General features: G+C 73.1%; 13 protein-coding genes. 4 read left to right on the top strand and 9 right to left on the bottom strand.

The features are described 5' to 3' along the window. Positions 1-3: 3 nt before the first annotated feature. On the top strand, positions 4-1,095 hold the full coding sequence (locus ACFXG1_RS08830) for a methyltransferase (RefSeq protein ID WP_384713075.1): 1,092 nt from the start codon (positions 4-6) through the stop codon (positions 1,093-1,095). 107 nt (positions 1,096-1,202) lie between these two features. Here the strand turns inward: ACFXG1_RS08830 and ACFXG1_RS08825 are convergent, their stop codons facing one another. From ACFXG1_RS08825 to ACFXG1_RS08795, 7 genes are all read right to left on the bottom strand, one after another. Beyond that, positions 1,203-1,592 (bottom strand): TcmI family type II polyketide cyclase, encoded by a 390-nt coding sequence (locus ACFXG1_RS08825; RefSeq protein WP_384741805.1) that lies wholly within the window; start codon positions 1,590-1,592, stop codon positions 1,203-1,205. Then, on the bottom strand, positions 1,589-2,053 hold the full coding sequence (locus ACFXG1_RS08820) for an SRPBCC family protein (RefSeq protein WP_384724392.1): 465 nt from the start codon (positions 2,051-2,053) through the stop codon (positions 1,589-1,591). The genes ACFXG1_RS08825 and ACFXG1_RS08820 overlap by 4 nt, the downstream gene beginning before the upstream one ends. 1 nt (position 2,054) lies before the next feature. Beyond that, positions 2,055-2,312, bottom strand: a complete 258-nt coding sequence (locus ACFXG1_RS08815) for an acyl carrier protein (protein ID WP_384724394.1) — start codon at positions 2,310-2,312, stop codon at positions 2,055-2,057. Between the two features lie 127 nt (positions 2,313-2,439). Next, positions 2,440-3,714, bottom strand: coding sequence for a beta-ketoacyl synthase N-terminal-like domain-containing protein (locus tag ACFXG1_RS08810; RefSeq protein ID WP_384717250.1), 1,275 nt, complete (start codon positions 3,712-3,714; stop codon positions 2,440-2,442). Continuing rightward, positions 3,714-5,003 carry a beta-ketoacyl-[acyl-carrier-protein] synthase family protein gene (locus ACFXG1_RS08805; protein ID WP_384741802.1) on the bottom strand — a complete coding sequence of 430 codons (1,290 nt, stop codon included), beginning with the start codon at positions 5,001-5,003 and terminating at the stop codon, positions 3,714-3,716. Before ACFXG1_RS08805 ends, ACFXG1_RS08810 begins: the two co-directional genes overlap by 1 nt. Next, complete coding sequence (locus tag ACFXG1_RS08800) at positions 5,000-5,434, bottom strand: cupin domain-containing protein (protein ID WP_384717244.1); 435 nt, start codon at positions 5,432-5,434, stop codon at positions 5,000-5,002. Before ACFXG1_RS08800 ends, ACFXG1_RS08805 begins: the two co-directional genes overlap by 4 nt. Before the next feature lie 97 nt (positions 5,435-5,531). Further along, positions 5,532-6,674, bottom strand: coding sequence for a SchA/CurD-like domain-containing protein (locus tag ACFXG1_RS08795; protein ID WP_384717241.1), 1,143 nt, complete (start codon positions 6,672-6,674; stop codon positions 5,532-5,534). Between the two features lie 365 nt (positions 6,675-7,039). Here ACFXG1_RS08795 and ACFXG1_RS08790 point away from each other — a divergent pair, with 365 nt between their 5' ends. Together ACFXG1_RS08790 and ACFXG1_RS08785 are read left to right on the top strand one after the other, a co-directional pair. Beyond that, a complete protein-coding gene (locus tag ACFXG1_RS08790) occupies positions 7,040-8,863 on the top strand; it encodes an FAD-dependent oxidoreductase (RefSeq protein WP_384717238.1) in 1,824 nt (607 codons plus the stop codon). A gap of 412 nt (positions 8,864-9,275) precedes the next feature. Further along, positions 9,276-11,990, top strand: a complete 2,715-nt coding sequence (locus ACFXG1_RS08785) for a SpoIIE family protein phosphatase (protein ID WP_384721643.1) — start codon at positions 9,276-9,278, stop codon at positions 11,988-11,990. A gap of 94 nt (positions 11,991-12,084) precedes the next feature. On the opposite strand, the gene ACFXG1_RS08780 is transcribed toward ACFXG1_RS08785, so the two are convergent. After that, complete coding sequence (locus tag ACFXG1_RS08780) at positions 12,085-12,873, bottom strand: DUF1775 domain-containing protein (RefSeq protein WP_384741799.1); 789 nt, start codon at positions 12,871-12,873, stop codon at positions 12,085-12,087. Between the two features lie 206 nt (positions 12,874-13,079). On the opposite strand from ACFXG1_RS08780, the gene ACFXG1_RS08775 reads away from it, so the two are divergent. Then, positions 13,080-14,177: a serine hydrolase domain-containing protein gene (locus tag ACFXG1_RS08775; RefSeq protein ID WP_384741797.1), complete on the top strand. Its 1,098-nt coding sequence runs from the start codon at positions 13,080-13,082 to the stop codon at positions 14,175-14,177. A gap of 33 nt (positions 14,178-14,210) precedes the next feature. On the opposite strand, the gene ACFXG1_RS08770 is transcribed toward ACFXG1_RS08775, so the two are convergent. Beyond that, entirely contained in the window at positions 14,211-15,401 is a 1,191-nt protein-coding gene (locus ACFXG1_RS08770) for a hypothetical protein (RefSeq protein WP_384719111.1), read from the bottom strand. Positions 15,402-15,600 lie beyond the last annotated feature (199 nt).

Below are 15,600 nucleotides of genomic sequence, written 5' to 3'. Positions count from 1 at the left end.
ACCATGACAACCCTCGGCACCAGACCCACGCCCGGCGAGATCGCCGGAGCCGACAACGCCCCGCCCCCGGCGATGCGGCTGCGCGAACTCGTCTTCGGGGCGGCCTGCGCGGCGGCCGTCCGCGCCGCCGCCCGCCTGGGCGTCGCAGACGCCCTCGGCGACGCGCCCACCTCCGTCGACAAGCTCGCCGCCGTCGTCACCGCCGAACCCCGTCCGCTGCGAAGGCTGCTGCGGGCCCTGTCCTGCTACGGCATCTTCGCCGAGCGTCCCGACGGCACCTTCGTCCACACCGCGATGTCGCGGATGCTGCGCGAGGACGACCCGCAGTCGCTGAAGTACATCGCCCTGTGGTGCACGGAGCCGTGGACCTGGGCCGCCTGGCCCCGTCTCGACGACGCCGTCCGCAGCGGGGACACGGTCTTCGACGAGCTGTTCGGCAAGGGCTTCTTCGAGTATCTGCACCAGGACGCCCACGAGTCCGCGCATGTCTTCAACCGGGCCATGACGACCTCCAGCCGGCAGTCCGCGCTGGAGGTCGCCGATCTGCTCGACCTCACCGGTGTCTCCTCCGTCGCCGATATCGGCGGCGGCCAGGGCCATGTCCTGGCGAGCCTGCTGGAGAAGCACCCCGAGGTCAGGGGCACCCTGCTGGACCTGCCGGACGTCGTCGCCAAGGCGGATCCCCGGCTGCGCGAAGGCGGCGATCTCGCGCACCGGGTGGAGATCGTGCCCGGTGACTGCCGGCGGGACATCCCGGTCGCCGCCGACCTCTACATCATCAAGAACATCCTGGAGTGGGACGACCACAGCACCCTGGCGACCCTGGGGAACGTGATCGCTGCGGCCCGGCCCGGCGCCCGGGTCGTGGTCATCGAGAATCTCGTGGACGACACCCCGTCGATGAAGTTCACCACCGCCATGGACCTGCTGCTGCTGATGAATGTGGGCGGCGCCAAGCACACCCGCGACAGCATGGTGGAGCGGATCACCCAGGCCGGTCTCGTCCTCGGCGAGATCCGCCCCGTCAACGCGTATCTGCACGCCTTCGAGTCCGTCGTCCCGGAGCGCGAACGCGAGCCCGTGCCCGTGGGGTAGCCCGTGGAGCAGTGCGGGACGGTACGGAACCGGCCCCGGGAACCCGTTGTGAACGGGTTCCCGGGGCCGGTCCGTGCCACCGTGCGGCAGGCGCCGCGCCGGTCGTGTCAGTCGCGTTCCCAGCGGTAGAACTGCCGGGCCATCGCGTCCTTCGGCGACCGCCAGGTCTCCGGGTCGTACGGACTGACGTAGGAGCTGAGCCCCCGGCTCAGCTCCCGGAACTCGGGGTGCTCGGTGACCGCCGCGATCGCCGGGCCGGGCGGGCGGTCCGCCTCGATCAGATGGAGATACAGATCGGGGCCGAAGCTGAAGAGGCTGCGCCGGGACACCCCCACCAGGTGGGGCAGTTCACCACGGTCGGAGCGGGCGAAGAGTTCGGCGATCCCGGAGGCCGAGCCGGGGGCCATCCGCGCCACGATCAGCGCCCGGTGGGCACCGGATCCGGCGGCGTCGGTCGACGGGGTCGCCGTGGTCGCGGCCCTGGAGTCGGCGCTCATCGCCGCACCCCCGCCCGGGCACGCGCTTCGATCTTGTCCCGGATCAGCGCCATCTGGATCTTGGAGTTGCGGTTGATGTTCTCGGTCATCCACTCGTCGTCGACGGGGGCGTCCGGCTTCATCGCGAAGTCCTGGCGCCAGTAGAGCCTGGTGCCGCCGGGGACTTCCGAGTACTCCCACTCGATGTCCATGTGCTGGAACGGCCCGGTCTCCACCCGGCGGGCGCGGACCTGCCGGTTGGCCCGGTCGGGGGTGCGCTCCGAGACCCAGCTCCACACCTTCCCGTTCTCGTCGGGGTGCATGGTCAGCCGGAAGGTGGTGGTGTCGCCGCTGCGTTCGAGCACCTCGACCGAGGCGTATTCGCTGAACAGCTCCGGCCAGTGCTCCAGGTCGTTGGTGATGTCCCAGACCAGGTCCAGGGGCGCGGCGACGATGATCTCGTTCTCGGTATGTCCGGGCACTTCAGGCTCCGCTCTTGAGAAGGGTGTCGTTGACGAGTGCGAGGAACTCGCGGGGGGTCTTGCAGCGCTCCGCGTCCTGGGGCATCGGGTGGCCGTACTGGTTCTCCAGGGTGGCGACGATGCCGAGAAGGCCGAGCGAGTCGAGGCCGTAGTCCTCGAACGGGGTGTCGGGACGGTCGGCGAAGGCGCCGGGGTCGACGTTGACACCGGCGTTCTTGCGCATCAGTTCGGCGAGTGCGCCGGAGGTCAGGCTGCTCATGGGGGTACTCCTTCGTCGTGCTTCGGCCGGCCGGCCGACTCCGGTGGCCGGTGGCCGGTGATCGTGGTGTCCGGTACGGGGCCGGGGCCCTTGCTGTTGCCCGGGCCCGGTCCCGTACCGGACGGGCTCAGTCGGGCGCGGCACTGCGCAGGACCAGGGCCGCGTTGGACCCCATCAGGCCCCGGCTGAGCACCAGCGCCGTCCGCAGCGGCATCCGCCGGGCCTTGCCGGTGACGACGTCGATGTCGTGGCAGACGTCGAAGACGTTCGGCGTGGGCGGTACGAGGCCGTGCTCCATGGCCATCACGGCGGCGGCGGCGTCCAGGACCGGGCCGCCGCAGTAGGCCCGGCCGATCCCCGTCTTGGGGGCGGTGACGGGGACCCGCTTGCCGTGGGCGCCGAGCGCGTCGGCGATGGCGAGGGCCTCGGCCCGGTCGGCCTCGGGGGTGCCGATGGCGTCGGCGAAGACCACGTCGATCTCCTCCGGGGCGGCGCCGGAGGCGTCCAGCGCGCCGCGGATCGCCCGGGCGAGCCCCTCCCGGGACTCCGCCCACCGGGAAGGTCCTGTGAAGGTGGCGGCGTGTCCGGCGAGATACGCCCGGGGCCTCACCCCCCGGCGCAGCGCGGCCTGCTCGTCCTCGACGACCAGCATGGCGCCGCCTTCGGCGGGGACGAAGCCGCAGGCCTCCGAGGTGAAGGGGCGGTAGGCCCGGTCGGGGTCGTCGCTGTGGCTGAGGTCCGGGTAGCCGAGCTGGCAGACGCCGGAGTAGGGGGCGAGGGGGGCCTCGGCGGAGCCGACGACCACGGCGTCGGTGCCGCGGATCACGGCCCCGGCGGCGAGCGCGAGGGCGTCGAGCCCGCCGGCCTCGTCGCTGCACACCACCCCGCAGGGGCCCTTGAAGCCGCCGCGGATGGAGATCTGGCCGGTGCTGGCCGCGTAGAACCAGGCGATGGACTGGTAAGGACCGACGAAGCGGGAGCCCTTGCCCCACAGCCGCTGGAGCTCGCGCTGGCCGAACTCGCCGCCGCCGGAGCCGGACGCGGTGACCACGCCGACGCCGAACGGGAACTTCTCGTAGTCGGCGCGGCCGAGCCGGGCGTCGGCGAGGGCGAGATCGGCGGCGGCCATCCCGAAGTGGGTGAAGCGGTCGGTCTGGACCAGGAAGCGGTCCTCGACCATCGCCCCGGGTTCGAAGTCGCGCACCTCGCCGCCGACCTTGAGCGGCAGTTGCTCGCAGCCCTCCCGGCTCACCCGGTCGAGGACGCTGATGCCCTCCTGGGTCGACTTCCAGAAGACGTCGGCCCCGATGCCGTTGGGGGCGATGACCCCGATACCGGTGACGACGGTACGGCGGGCCGGGTCACCGCGGCGCCGGGACGTCGAACTGTGCGCGCTGGCCATCAGGTCCTCCCACTGGTCCCGGCACGGGTCGGGCCGCCGGAACGGGTCATGACGACCGCGGACTGGAAGCCGCCGAAGCCGCTGCCGACGGAGAGCACGGTGCGCAGTTTCCGGGGGCGGGCGGTACGGGGCACGTAGTCGAGGTCGCACTCGGGGTCGGGGGTCTCGTAGTTGGCCGTCGGCGGGACGACCTGGCGGTCCATCGCCAGGACGCAGGCCACCAGTTCGATCGCGCCGATCGCCCCGAGGGAGTGCCCCACCATGGATTTGATGGAGCTCATGGGCGTCTGGTAGGCGTGGTCGCCGAGGGACCGCTTGACGGCGGCCGTCTCGTGACGGTCGTTCTGTTTGGTGCCGGAGCCGTGGGCGTTGACGTAGTCGACGGCGGTCCGGTCGACCCGGGCGTGGTCGAGGGCGACGTCGATGGCGCGGGCCATCTCGATGCCCTCGGGGGTGAGCCCGGTCATGTGGTAGGCGTTGCCGAAGGTGGCGTAGCCGCTGAGTTCGCAGTACACCCGGGCGCCGCGGGCGCGGGCGTGTTCGAGTTCTTCGAGGACGAGTACGGCGCCGCCCTCGCCCATGACGAATCCGTCGCGGTCGGCGTCGAAGGGGCGGGACGCGTGCACCGGGTCGTCGTTGTTGGCGGAGGTCGCCTTGATGGCGTCGAAGCAAGCCACGGTGATCGGCGATATCGGGGAGTCCGAGGCGCCCGCGATGACGACGTCGGCGCGGCCGTCCTCGATGGCGTGGAAGGCGTAGCCGACGGCGTCGAGCCCGGAGGTGCAGCCCGTGGAGACGGTCTGTACCGGGCCCTTGGCGCCGCACCGTTCGGCGACGGCCGATGCCAGGGTGCTGGGGGAGAAAGCCCGGTGGAGATGGGCTTCGGCGGGCCGGTGGTCGACGGCCCAGCGGGTGCCGGACGAGGAGACGGCGACGTAGTCGTGCTCCAGCCGGGTGGTGCCGCCGACGGCGCTGCCGAGGGAGACACCGATCCGCCAGGGGTCCTCACGGTCGGGGTCGAGCCCCGCGTCGCGTATCGCCTCGTCGGACGCGACCAGGGCGAACTGGATATAGCGGTCCTGCCGGGCCCGTTCGTCGCGGCCGAGGCCGAGCGCTTCGGCGTCGAAGTCGACCTCGGCGGCGATCCGGGAGCGGAACCCCGTGGCGTCGAAGAGGGTGATGCCCCGGGTCGCGGTGCGCCCGTCGGCCAGCAGGTCCCAGAACGCCGGGGCGCCGACCCCGCCGGGGGCGACGACGCCGACCCCGGTGATCGCCACCCGCCGGGTCATGACACCGCTCCGGACCGTTCCGGGGGTCCGGCGGGGGCGCCCGCCGGATTGACCTCGGTGTCCACATGGCCGAGGTCGGGGCGGGGTGCCAGCGGGCCGAGGTGGAAGACCATCCGGGCCTCGACATTGCCGACGTTGCGGAACCGGTGCCGCATGTCCTTGGGGATGAGCAGGCCCTGGTCGGGCCGCAGGGCGTGCGGTTCGCCGTCGAGGTCGACTTCGAGGAGCCCGCTGACGACGTACAGGAACTCCTCCGAGTACGGGTGGTAGTGCTCGGCGATGAACTCACCCGGCTGCACGATGGCGACGCCCATGAACCCGCTCGTGGCACCCACCGCGGTGGGCGTGAGCAGGGCGCGCAGATCGCCGCCCCGCCGGGTGTTGGGCTGCGTGTCGCTGAGGTCCACGATGCGTGGGCTGTCCGTGGTCATGCTGGCTTCCTCCAGATGGGGGTACCGGTCCGGCCGGGTGTGCGGTGGGTCCGCGGGCGGCCCGGCCGGGCCGGTCCCGGGCTGTGCGTCGGGGGGTTCAGTTCTCGTCCGGGGCGAACCGGTCGGTGATGAGCTGCATATCGGCGCGGGTGACGAAGCGGGCGACGCCCGGGTCGCCCTCGGCGATGTCGGCGGCCGTGTGCGGGAGCTCCGCGCCGTCGGTGAGGAGCTTGGCGAGGGTGGCGGTCTTCCGGGCGCCCTGGACGCCGAGCGCCAGGACGCTGTGGTCCGCGATGGGCCCGCTGACGTCGATCAGCCGGACCACGATGTCGTCGCGGTGGAAGACGGTGGAGGAGACGATGGGGTCCTGGTCGTGCGCCGCCGCCTGCTCGTCCTGCTGGGCGAGGAGCCGGGCGACGGCCAGTCCGCAGCCCTCCTTCGCCTGGTAGAAGAGGGCGTGCCGGTTGACCTCGCCGGGCGGGCGGGACTCGGCCGAGACATGGTGGACGGCGGGCAGCGCCGCCCGGGTGAAGAAGACCCGGGCCGAGTTGGCGTCGTCGAGGTCGCGGTCCTGTTCGAGATACGGGTTGATGGCCTCCTCCACTGCCCGTACCTCGGGCTGCTTGGCCACATGCCGCAGGGCCGCCATCAGGTCGCCCTGCACCTCGATGGCCCGGACGACCCGGTTGCCGTGCATGAACAGGGACGTACGGCGCAGCCGGGTGTGGTCGTCGACCCGGGCGGCGGGCGAGCTGTAGCCGGCCAGGATCTTGGCGACGGTCTGTTCGCTGCCCGGTTTCACGGTGAAGGTGAGGGCGTGGCGGACGACTCCGTCGCCGACCCGGACGGAGGCCCTGGCATCCGCGGGCCTGCGTGGTTCGGGATGCGCGCTGAACGCCTGTCCGGTCTCGCGCAGGACGTTGAACTTCAGGGACCGGGTGTCGCGTACGCAACTGTGCAGCGGCTGCACGGTCTCCACGTGCTCTTCGCTGTTGACCCAGGCCAGGAACGGCGGCGCGCTCTCCCACTCACTGGTGATCAGCCACTGCGAGGGGTTCTCGATGGACTGGCAGAGCTGGTCGCTGATGTGACCGGGTACCGAGGCCACACTGTTCCGCATGTGCTCGTACGCCTCCAGGAACTCCTTCTGGGCTCCTTCGTAGAGGTCGAGCAGGAGGATCACGCGGAGCCTGGAGCCGTCGAAGACGGACTGCGATATGCGTTCCGACACGGTGGTCATCGGTGTTCACACTCCTTCGCGACCACGTCCCGCGGCAGCGGGCCCGGTGCCCGTCCGTCCGTCGTCACGTCCGTCGCCTGTACCTGTGCTGATGTTCCGTTCGGGGCCGCGTCCCGGGCGTCGCCCGCCGTTGCCGCCGTTCCCGGTGTTCCCGGCGTGCCGGGCGTTCCCGGCCTTACCGGCGGGCGGCGGTCCGCGGGTCCCGGGGCCGGCCCGGTCGCGCGGGCGCGCTCGCCCTCCGCCGCGAAGGGACGGGACGCTCCCCGTGGTCCGATCGTGATCCGGTGTCACAGGTGGCGCGAGAGATGGGCACCATGCGGGTGAATGAGCGGGGGAACCGTTCCTGCAACGGGCACACAGAACGCATGGAAGAGCCCACGAAGCACCCCGCAACCGCAGCCGCCGCACAGCACCCCGGGGCACCGGCGCTCCGGGTCCCGGTCCTCGTCGTGGGCGGGTCCCTGGTGGGCCTGTCCACCTCCTTGTTCCTCAGCCGTCACGGCATTCCGCATCTGCTGGTCGAGAAGCACGGCGGCACGTCCACCCATCCGCGCGGCCGGGGGATGAACCTCCGCACGATGGAGCTGTTCCGGGTGGCGGGGGTGGAGCGGGAGATCCGCGAGGCGTCGGCGGTGCTGGCGGGCAACCACGGGATCCTCCAGGCCAGATCGCTCGCCGGGGACGACGGCCAGTGGCTGTTCCGGGAGATCGACCCGGGCGGCGGACACCGGGCGATCAGTCCCAGCGGCTGGTGCCTGTGCAGTCAGAACGACATCGAGCCGGTGCTCGACGCCCGGTCCCGGGAGTACGGCGCCGATCTGCGGTTCTCCCATGAGCTGTGCTCGTTCGAGCAGGACGAGCAGGGGGTCACGGGGCTGGTCGAGAACCGGGCCACCGGGCGCAGGTTCGCGGTCAGGGCGGACTATCTGGTCGCCGCCGACGGGCCGCGCAGCCCGGTCCGGGAGCGGCTCGGCATCGGCCAGAGCGGCAACGGAGAGCTGTTCCACAATGTGAGCGTCACCTTCACCTCGCACGGACTGGCCGAGGTGGTCGGGGACCGCCGGTTCATCGTCTGCTATCTGACCAGTCCGGGTTCGGACGGCGCGCTGCTGCCGGTGAACAACCGGGAGCTGTGGGTCTTCCACGCGCCGTGGCACCCCGAGGTCGGCGAGCCGCTGGAGGCGTTCACGGACGACCGGTGCCGGGACCACATCAGGGCGGCGGTGGGCGTTCCGGGCCTGGATGTGGAGATCACCGGGAAGGCGCCGTGGCACGCGGCCGAGCGGGTCGCCGAGCGGTACGGGTCGGGGCGGGTGTTCCTGGCGGGCGACGCGGCGCACGAGATGTCGCCGACGGGCGCGTTCGGCTCCAATACGGGGATCCAGGACGCGCACAATCTGGCCTGGAAGCTGGCGGCGGTCCTCAAGGGCTGGGCCGGTCCCGGGCTGCTGGAGACCTACGGCGATGAGCGGCTGCCGGTGGCGCGGGCGACCGGCGCGCGGGCGTCGGCCAGGTCGGCGGAGCACAGCCACCCCGGGTACGACCCGGCGCCGTCCGCGATCAGCCGCCGGGGGAACGTCCTCACGGTGGCGATGGGGTACGGCTATCCGCGCGGCGCGGTGGCGGGCGCGGACCCGGACGCCCCGGTGGTGCCGGACGCGATGCGGATCACGGGCGCGCCCGGTACCCGGGCGCCGCATCTGTGGGTCACCCGGTCGGGCGAGCGGATCTCGACGATCGATCTGTACGAACGGGTGCCGGTGCTGCTGTGCGCGGAGGGGTCCGTCTGGCGGGAGGTGGCGCACCAGGACGCGGCCCGGCTCTCCGTGCCGCTGGAGGTCCTCACCTTCGGCCGGGGCCCGGACGCGGATCTGGTGCCGGAGGAGGGCGTGGACTGGGCGGTGACACACGGTGTGGAGCCGGGCGGTGCCCTGCTGGTACGCCCCGACGGCTTCGTGGCCTGGCGGGCGGTGACCCCGGTCCCGGCCCCGGGCGCCGCGGTGGCCCAGGCGCTGACCACGGTTCTCAGCCTGGAGTCGCGTACCCCCGACCAGGAGGCCCGGATGCTGGACGGCGCCGTCGGCACGGCGAACGTCCCGGATGCCCCGGCCGCACCGGCCGCACCGGCCGCGCCGGTCGCGCCGGAGGGCCCGGCGCAGACGGGGGATCCCCGCCCGACGGGGGTCTGACGGGCACGGACACGGCCGGCGCGGGTGTGACCGATACGCGTGTGACCGGCCCGGGTGTGACGGGCGCGGGTCCGGGTACGCGTCCGGGTGGCGCCGCGCGGACCGGCCGGCCCCGGTTCAGGGACGGATCGGCGGGCCGGGGTCCGTGCGGACGCGGGGCGGGGCTTCGGGCCCCGCCCGGCCCGGCGCCGCTCCTCCGCGAGGACGGTCCCGTCCGGTGCGGGCGGAGGTGCGGCGGCCGGGCGTCCGACCAGCTCCCGCCCCGGGCTCCGTACGACCCGAACGGCCCGGCGGGTCCTGTGCCGCGTGCCGTGCCGCCGGTATCCGCCGCCCCGCGCCGTCCCGTACGGCGCCGTCCGCCGTCCGCCGCGCGCGGATAGCCCACCGTATGCGGGAGGTGTAGAAAGAGGTCATGGCCGCACGCTCCGGTCGCCCGCCCCGGCACCCGCGCCCGTCCCGGCGTCCGGGTCCGGCCCCGCGGGCCCTGCGGATGCGCAGTGTGGCGGGCCAGGTCTTCCTGCTCCAGGTCGTGATCGTGGTCCTGTTGGTGACCGCGGGTATCGCCGCCCTCGTCCTCCAGTCGCACTCGGACGCCGAACGGGAGGCGCGACGGCGCTCCGTCGCGGTGGCGGAGACCTTCGCGTCCGCCCCGGGGATGCAGGCGGCGCTGGAGAGCCCGGACCCCACGGCGATCCTCCAGCCGAGGACGGAGACGGCCCGCAAGCTGGCGGGCGTGGACCTCATCGTCGTCTTCGACGCCCACGGCAAGCGCTACACCCATCCCGACCCGGGTCTGATCGGGAAGACGTACGTCGGCGATATCTCCCCCGCCCTGAAGGGCGGTGTGGTGACCGGGCAGGTCGACGGGCCGCTGGGCCAGTTGGTGCATGCCACGGTCCCGGTGCACGCCGACGACGGCAGGATCATCGGCCTGGTCTCCGCCGGAGTGACACTGAAACATGTGAGCGGGGTGGTCGAGGAGCAGTTCCCGCTGCTGTTCGGGGTCGCCGCGGGCGTACTGCTGCTGGCCACCGTCGGCACGGCCCTGGTGACCGGGCGGCTGCGGCGCCAGACCCACGGGCTGGGGCCCGAGGAGATGACCCGGATGTACGAACACCACGACGCGGTGCTGCACGCCGTACGGGAAGGCGTCATGATCCTCGACGGCGAGCGGCGGCTGCTGCTCGTCAACGACGAGGCCCGCAGACTGCTGGACCTGCCCGCCGAGGTGGAGGGCCGGACGGTGGACGAGCTGGATCTCGACCCGCATACGGCCCGGCTGCTGTCGTCGGGCCGGATCGCCAGTGACGAGGTCTACCGGGTGGGGCCGCGGCTGCTCGCCGTCAACCAGCGCACGACCGACCGGGACGGCGGCCCCGCGGGCACGGTCGCCACCATCCGGGACACCACCGAGCTGGCGGCCCTCAGCGGCCGGGTGGATGTGACCCGGCAGCGGCTACGGCTGCTGTACGACGCGGGCATGGAGATCGGCACGACCCTCGACGTGGTGCACACCTGCGAGGAGCTGACCCTGTTCGCCGCCGCCCGGTTCGCGGACTACGCCACGGTGGACCTGTCGGAGGCGGTTCTGCGCGGTGACGAGCCGACTCCCACGGGCGCGGGCTCCGATATGCGCCGTACCGCCTTCAGCGGTCCCCGCGACGACACGGCGCTGTTCCCGCTGGGCACGACGATCCGCTTCCTGCCGACGACGGCGCTGGGCGCGGGCATCAACAAGGGCGAGGCGGTGCTGGAGACCGATCTGGCCGGTTTCACCGGCTGGGAGCAGCAGTCGCAGTCCCGGGCCCGCAGGCTGGTCGGCGCCGGGTTCCACTCCATGGTGGCGGTGCCGCTGCGGGCCCGCGGCGCGATCCTCGGGGTGGCGATGTTCTGGCGTTCGGAGCGCCCCGAGCCCTTCGACGAGGAGGACCGCTCCCTCGCCGAGGAGCTGGTGGCGCGGGCGGCCGTCAGTATCGACAACGCCCGGCGCTACTCCCGGGAGCACACGATGGCGGTGACGCTCCAGCGCAGCCTGCTGCCGGGCGGGCTGCCGGAGCAGAGCGCGCTGGAGGCCGCGTACCGCTATCGCCCGGCGCAGGCGGGCATCGGTGGCCTCGGCGGGGTCGGCGGCGACTGGTTCGACATCATCGCGCTGCCGGGTTCGCGGGTGGCGCTGGTGGTCGGGGACGTCGTCGGCCACGGGCTGCACGCCGCCGCGACGATGGGGCGGCTGCGGACCGCGGTCCACAACTTCTCCACCCTCGATCTGCCACCGGACGAGCTGTTGTGGCATCTGGACGATCTGGTGAGCCGGATCGACCAGGAGGGCAGCGACGGGGCACAGGCCCCGATCACCGGCGCGACCTGTCTGATCGCGATCTACGATCCGGCGACCGGGGTGTGCTCGATGTCCCGGGCGGGCCATGTCCCGCCGGTGGTGGTCCATCCGGACGGCACCGCCGCCTTCGCGCAGGTGCCCGGCGGGCCGCCGCTGGGGCTCGGCGGGCTGCCCTTCGAGACGCTGGAGCTGCGGCTGCCCGAGGGCAGCACCCTGGTCCTCTACACGGACGGTCTGGTCGAGGACCGGGACCGGGACCTCGACGAGGGTCTGGCGCTGCTCCGCGACACCCTCTCCGGGCACGGCGACCGCACCCCCGACGAGACCTGCGACGCGGTCCTGCGCGCCCTGCTGCCGGAGAACCCGCGGGACGACGTCGCGCTGCTGGTGGGCCGGACCCGGGTACTCGACCCGTCCCGGGTCGCCGAGTGGGGCGTACCGTCCGACCCGTCCGCGGTGTCGGAGATCCGGGCCCGGGTGGCGCGCACCCTGAAGGAGTGGGACCTGGAGGACGAGGCGTTCACGACGGAGCTGATCCTGAGCGAGCTGGTCACCAACGCCATCCGGTACGCGGTGGGGCCGATCCGGGTCCGGCTGATCCGCGACCGCGCCCTGATCTGCGAGGTCTCCGACCACAGCAGCACCTCACCGCATCTGCGGCAGGCGGCGAGCACGGACGAGGGCGGCCGGGGCCTCTTCCTGGTCGCGCAGTTCGCGGACCGCTGGGGGACGCGCTACACGTCGGACGGCAAGGTCATCTGGACGGAGCAGCCGCTTTCGGGCTGGTAGGACCGGTCGTACGGAGCCGGAGGCGCCGCCCCCGTACGGCCGGGACACGCGGCGGCCCCGGCGGTCGCCTATCCGCGCCGGGGCCGCCGGGAGATCAGCCGTTGGCCGAGCGGCGGCGGTACGCCCACACCCCGCCGGCCGCCAGGACGGCGACCCCGCCCGCCACGGCGGCGATCACCGCCCCGTTCCCGCCGCCGTCGCCGTCGCCGTCGCCGCCGCCGTCCTTGCCGGACGCGTCGCCCGTCCCGTGCCCCTGGGCCTCGTGGTCCCCGTGGTCCGCGCTCGGCGAGGCGCTCGCCCCGGGGAACGGTGAGGCGTCGGCGGTCGGCGGCGTGGAGGGCGCGGTCGTCTGGGCGGGCGCCGGACTGACCTGCTCCCGTACGGCGCCCGCCGCCTTCGCCTTCAGCTTGACGACGGGGGCCGGGTTCTCCGGCTTCGTGCCGGGCCGGGGATCCTCGATCCAGCGGGCCTCGGAGCCGTCCCCGTAGGTCTCGATGACCCGGAAGACCAGCTCCTTCGCGTCCGGGAGCTGCTGCACGACGATGCTGTGGACCGCGTCCGTGCCGGTCGGCAGGGGCGCGCCGCCGACCGTGTAGCCGCCCCGGGCGTGACTGAACTGCCAGCCCTTAGGGGCCTGCTTCAGGGTGACGGCGCCGGGCGACAGGCCCTGCGGGAGCACGATGTGGAGCTTGGCGAGACCCGCCTTCGCCGACTCGGCCTCGGAGGTGAAGGTGAGGGTCACGTTCTTGGCGAGGGCGCGCGGTTCGGACGCGGTGACTCCGGCGTGCGCGGCGGCCGGATAGCCGGTCGCGAGCGCGAGTGCCAGACCGCAGACGAGCGCGGCGGCGGTCGCGGCGGGGCGGGACAGGGGCGAGCTGCTCATGGGTCTCCTCTGGTGTGTGCCGTGCTGTGACGCGTCGGACCGCCCCGGCGAACCCCTGGCGCTGTCGGGTCCCCGTCCTGACCGGAGGTGCCGGGAACATCATTCACGACGGAGGGTCCCCGGCAAAGACCCCACCTCCTCATACCCCCATGGGGTATCTTTGATCTTCATCAACACCCCCTAGGGGTATGGGAGGTCGAGTTGTCATGCGGAGCGATGATTTCGCCGATACGGCGTACGTCCGGGTACGGGAGGCCTTCGACGGATTGATCCGCGACGGACGTGAACCCGGCGCCGGTCTTTCGGTCTGGCGCGCGGGGCGCGAGGTGCTACGGCTCTCCGGCGGCTGGGCCGACTCGGCCCGCACCCGGCCCTTCGACGGCGCCACCCTGGTCCAGCCCTATTCGGTCTCCAAGCCGTTCGCCGCCGTCGCCGCCCTGGTCGCGGTGCGGGACGGGGCGCTGGAGCTGGACCGTCCGATCGCCGGCTACTGGCCGGAGTACGGGCGGGCCGGAAAGGACCGGGTGACCCTGCGCCAGGTGCTGTCCCACCGGGCGGGCCAGCCCCGGTTCCCGGAAGCCGCGCGGGGCGTCGACCCGCTGGACGGCGCGGCACTGCGGGCGAGCCTCGCGGCGGCGGCGCCGGAGTACGAGCCCGGTACCGCGATCGGCGAGCACGCGCTGACGTACGGGCATCTGATCGACGGCGCCCTGCGGGCGGGCGCCGGGACCACCCTGGGCGAGCTGTTCAACGAGGTCGTCCGCCCGGCGCTGGGGCTCGACGCCTGGTTCGGCGTACCCGAGCGGGAGCTGCGCAGGGTCGCCGATCTGGAGTACCTCGACCCCGGCTGGGCCGAGCAGCTGCCCTCGGCGCCGTGGCTGCGGATCCCGGCGGGCCCGCTGGACCCGGACACGGTCAACTCGGCCGTGTGGCGGCGGTCGGCGTTCGGCGCGGTGAACCTCCACACGAACGCCTCGTCCGTCGCCCGGTTCTTCGCCGGACTCACCGGCGAGGACGGTCCGATGGCACGGCTGCTGGGTCCGGAGGTCCACCGGGAGTTCCTCGCGCCCCAGGTGACGGGCCATGACGAGGTCTTCGGTACGGAGCTGACCTGGACGCTCGGACTGCTGCGGGACCGGACGAAGATCGCCAAGGGGGGTATCGGCGGCTCGGCGGGCTGGTGGTCCTTCGAACGGGGCCACGGCGTGGCCTATCTGACGCGGGGGCTCGCCGACCACGCGCGGGTGGCGGCGATCGCGACGGCCCTCGGCGACGATCTGTCAGTGACGCCGCTGGAGAGCTGACCGCCGCCGGGCGGCGGGGCCGGGGGCCGGGGGTCAGATCGCGTACTGCCAGACGGTGAGCATATGGGCGCCGTACCAGCTGCCGAAGAGGGTGGCGACGGTGAGGACGACGACGGCGGTACGGGTCCTGGCCCGGCCCAGCGCCACCGCGAGCGGCAGCAGGAACACCAGCGCGGGCACCAGGAGCCGCAGCTTGGAGTGGTAGTAGTTGCTCTGCGCCAGGGTCAGCACCACCATCACCGTCCCGTACACCAGCAGCGGCGGCCAGGTGCCGCGCCGCCAGGCGACCGCAGTGGCGCAGACCGCCGCCACGAGCAGGACGGCGGTGCTCACCGGCACCCAGCCCTCGCCGCGTTCGGCGGTGTCCGCCAGGAAGGAGAGGAAGGCCGCGCCGTTGTCCCAGCCGGTCCCCCAGCCGGCTTCCTGGATCACGAACCAGGCGTTGAGCTGCCCCAGCCGCTCCCCCACCCACAGCAGATACAGCGGCGTGCCCGCGCACGCCAGGACGACCGCGGCGACCCGGCGCCACGGGAGCCGCCCGTCCCTGCGCACGGCCAGGACGACGGCGACGACGAGCGCCACCGCGAGCGCGAAGGCCGCGGGGCGGGTCAGTCCGGTCAGCAGCCCCAGGAACCCGGCGGTCAGCCAAGCCTCGCGATGCGCCGCGAGCAGGGCGGCGGCGGCCAGGGCGAGGAAAAGGGATTCGCTGTACGCCATCTGGAAGGTGACGGCCATGGGCTGCGCCCCGGCGAGCAGCACGATCCCGGTGAGGGCGATCCGTTCGCCGTACAGCCGGCACAGCAAGGCGTGCACCGCGAACAGGGCGCCGAGCAGACAGAGGTGGGCCACCGCGATCGCGACCCCGCCCGCGTCGAGCCCGGTGACCCGGTGCACCGACCGCACCAGCAGCGGGAACAGCGGGAAGAAGGCCAGGTTGTTGCCGGTCAGCTCACCGTCGTCGCGGTAGTGGAACCCCGACGGATAGCCGTCGGTGGCTATGTCGACGTAGAGCGCGGCGTCCCAGGCGAGCAGCCGGTCCCGGAGGGACCAGCCGGGCGGCAGCATCATGGCGAGGACGGCGAGATGGACGGCGACGCTCGCGGCGTACACACCGAGCACGGTGCCGGCCGTCCCGCCGGACGCCTTCCCGGGGCCGGGCACCGGCGACGCCACGGCCGGCCTGGCGGCGGGCGGGCGGGCATCGGTCAGGGACTGCTCGGCCATCGGGCTCCTCGTACGGTCGACTACTCGACACCCATACGTACGTTCGCCCCTACCGGGTTGACACCCTGTGACCCGGATCACCAAATCCACGTATGACATGACCGGTCAGCCAGGGCTTTAGGGGCGCTGGGGGTCCCCCCACGCCGCCAGGCGTAGGGGGCGGAACTGCGCGACAAGCCCATCACCGGGCCGCGGGTCG

The organism is Streptomyces sp. NPDC059248 (genome assembly GCF_042753905.1).
GTDB lineage: Bacteria > Actinomycetota > Actinomycetes > Streptomycetales > Streptomycetaceae > Streptomyces.
Note: the sequence above shows the minus strand (reverse complement) of the source record. Positions and strands in the feature narration are given on the sequence as shown.

Bases quoted from the DNA above. Each gene is read 5' to 3' on its own strand.
- ACFXG1_RS08780 (WP_384741799.1), bottom strand. From the start codon at position 12,873: ATGAGCAGCTCGCCCCTGTCCCGCCCCGCCGCGACCGCCGCCGCGCTC.
- ACFXG1_RS08830 (WP_384713075.1), top strand. From the start codon at position 4: ATGACAACCCTCGGCACCAGACCCACGCCCGGCGAGATCGCCGGAGCC.
- ACFXG1_RS08825 (WP_384741805.1), bottom strand. From the start codon at position 1,592: ATGAGCGCCGACTCCAGGGCCGCGACCACGGCGACCCCGTCGACCGAC.
- ACFXG1_RS08805 (WP_384741802.1), bottom strand. From the start codon at position 5,003: ATGACCCGGCGGGTGGCGATCACCGGGGTCGGCGTCGTCGCCCCCGGC.
- ACFXG1_RS08775 (WP_384741797.1), top strand. From the start codon at position 13,080: ATGCGGAGCGATGATTTCGCCGATACGGCGTACGTCCGGGTACGGGAG.
- ACFXG1_RS08785 (WP_384721643.1), top strand. From the start codon at position 9,276: ATGGCCGCACGCTCCGGTCGCCCGCCCCGGCACCCGCGCCCGTCCCGG.
- ACFXG1_RS08770 (WP_384719111.1), bottom strand. From the start codon at position 15,401: ATGGCCGAGCAGTCCCTGACCGATGCCCGCCCGCCCGCCGCCAGGCCG.
- ACFXG1_RS08800 (WP_384717244.1), bottom strand. From the start codon at position 5,434: ATGACCACGGACAGCCCACGCATCGTGGACCTCAGCGACACGCAGCCC.
- ACFXG1_RS08790 (WP_384717238.1), top strand. From the start codon at position 7,040: ATGGAAGAGCCCACGAAGCACCCCGCAACCGCAGCCGCCGCACAGCAC.
- ACFXG1_RS08815 (WP_384724394.1), bottom strand. From the start codon at position 2,312: ATGAGCAGCCTGACCTCCGGCGCACTCGCCGAACTGATGCGCAAGAAC.
- ACFXG1_RS08795 (WP_384717241.1), bottom strand. From the start codon at position 6,674: ATGACCACCGTGTCGGAACGCATATCGCAGTCCGTCTTCGACGGCTCC.
- ACFXG1_RS08810 (WP_384717250.1), bottom strand. From the start codon at position 3,714: ATGGCCAGCGCGCACAGTTCGACGTCCCGGCGCCGCGGTGACCCGGCC.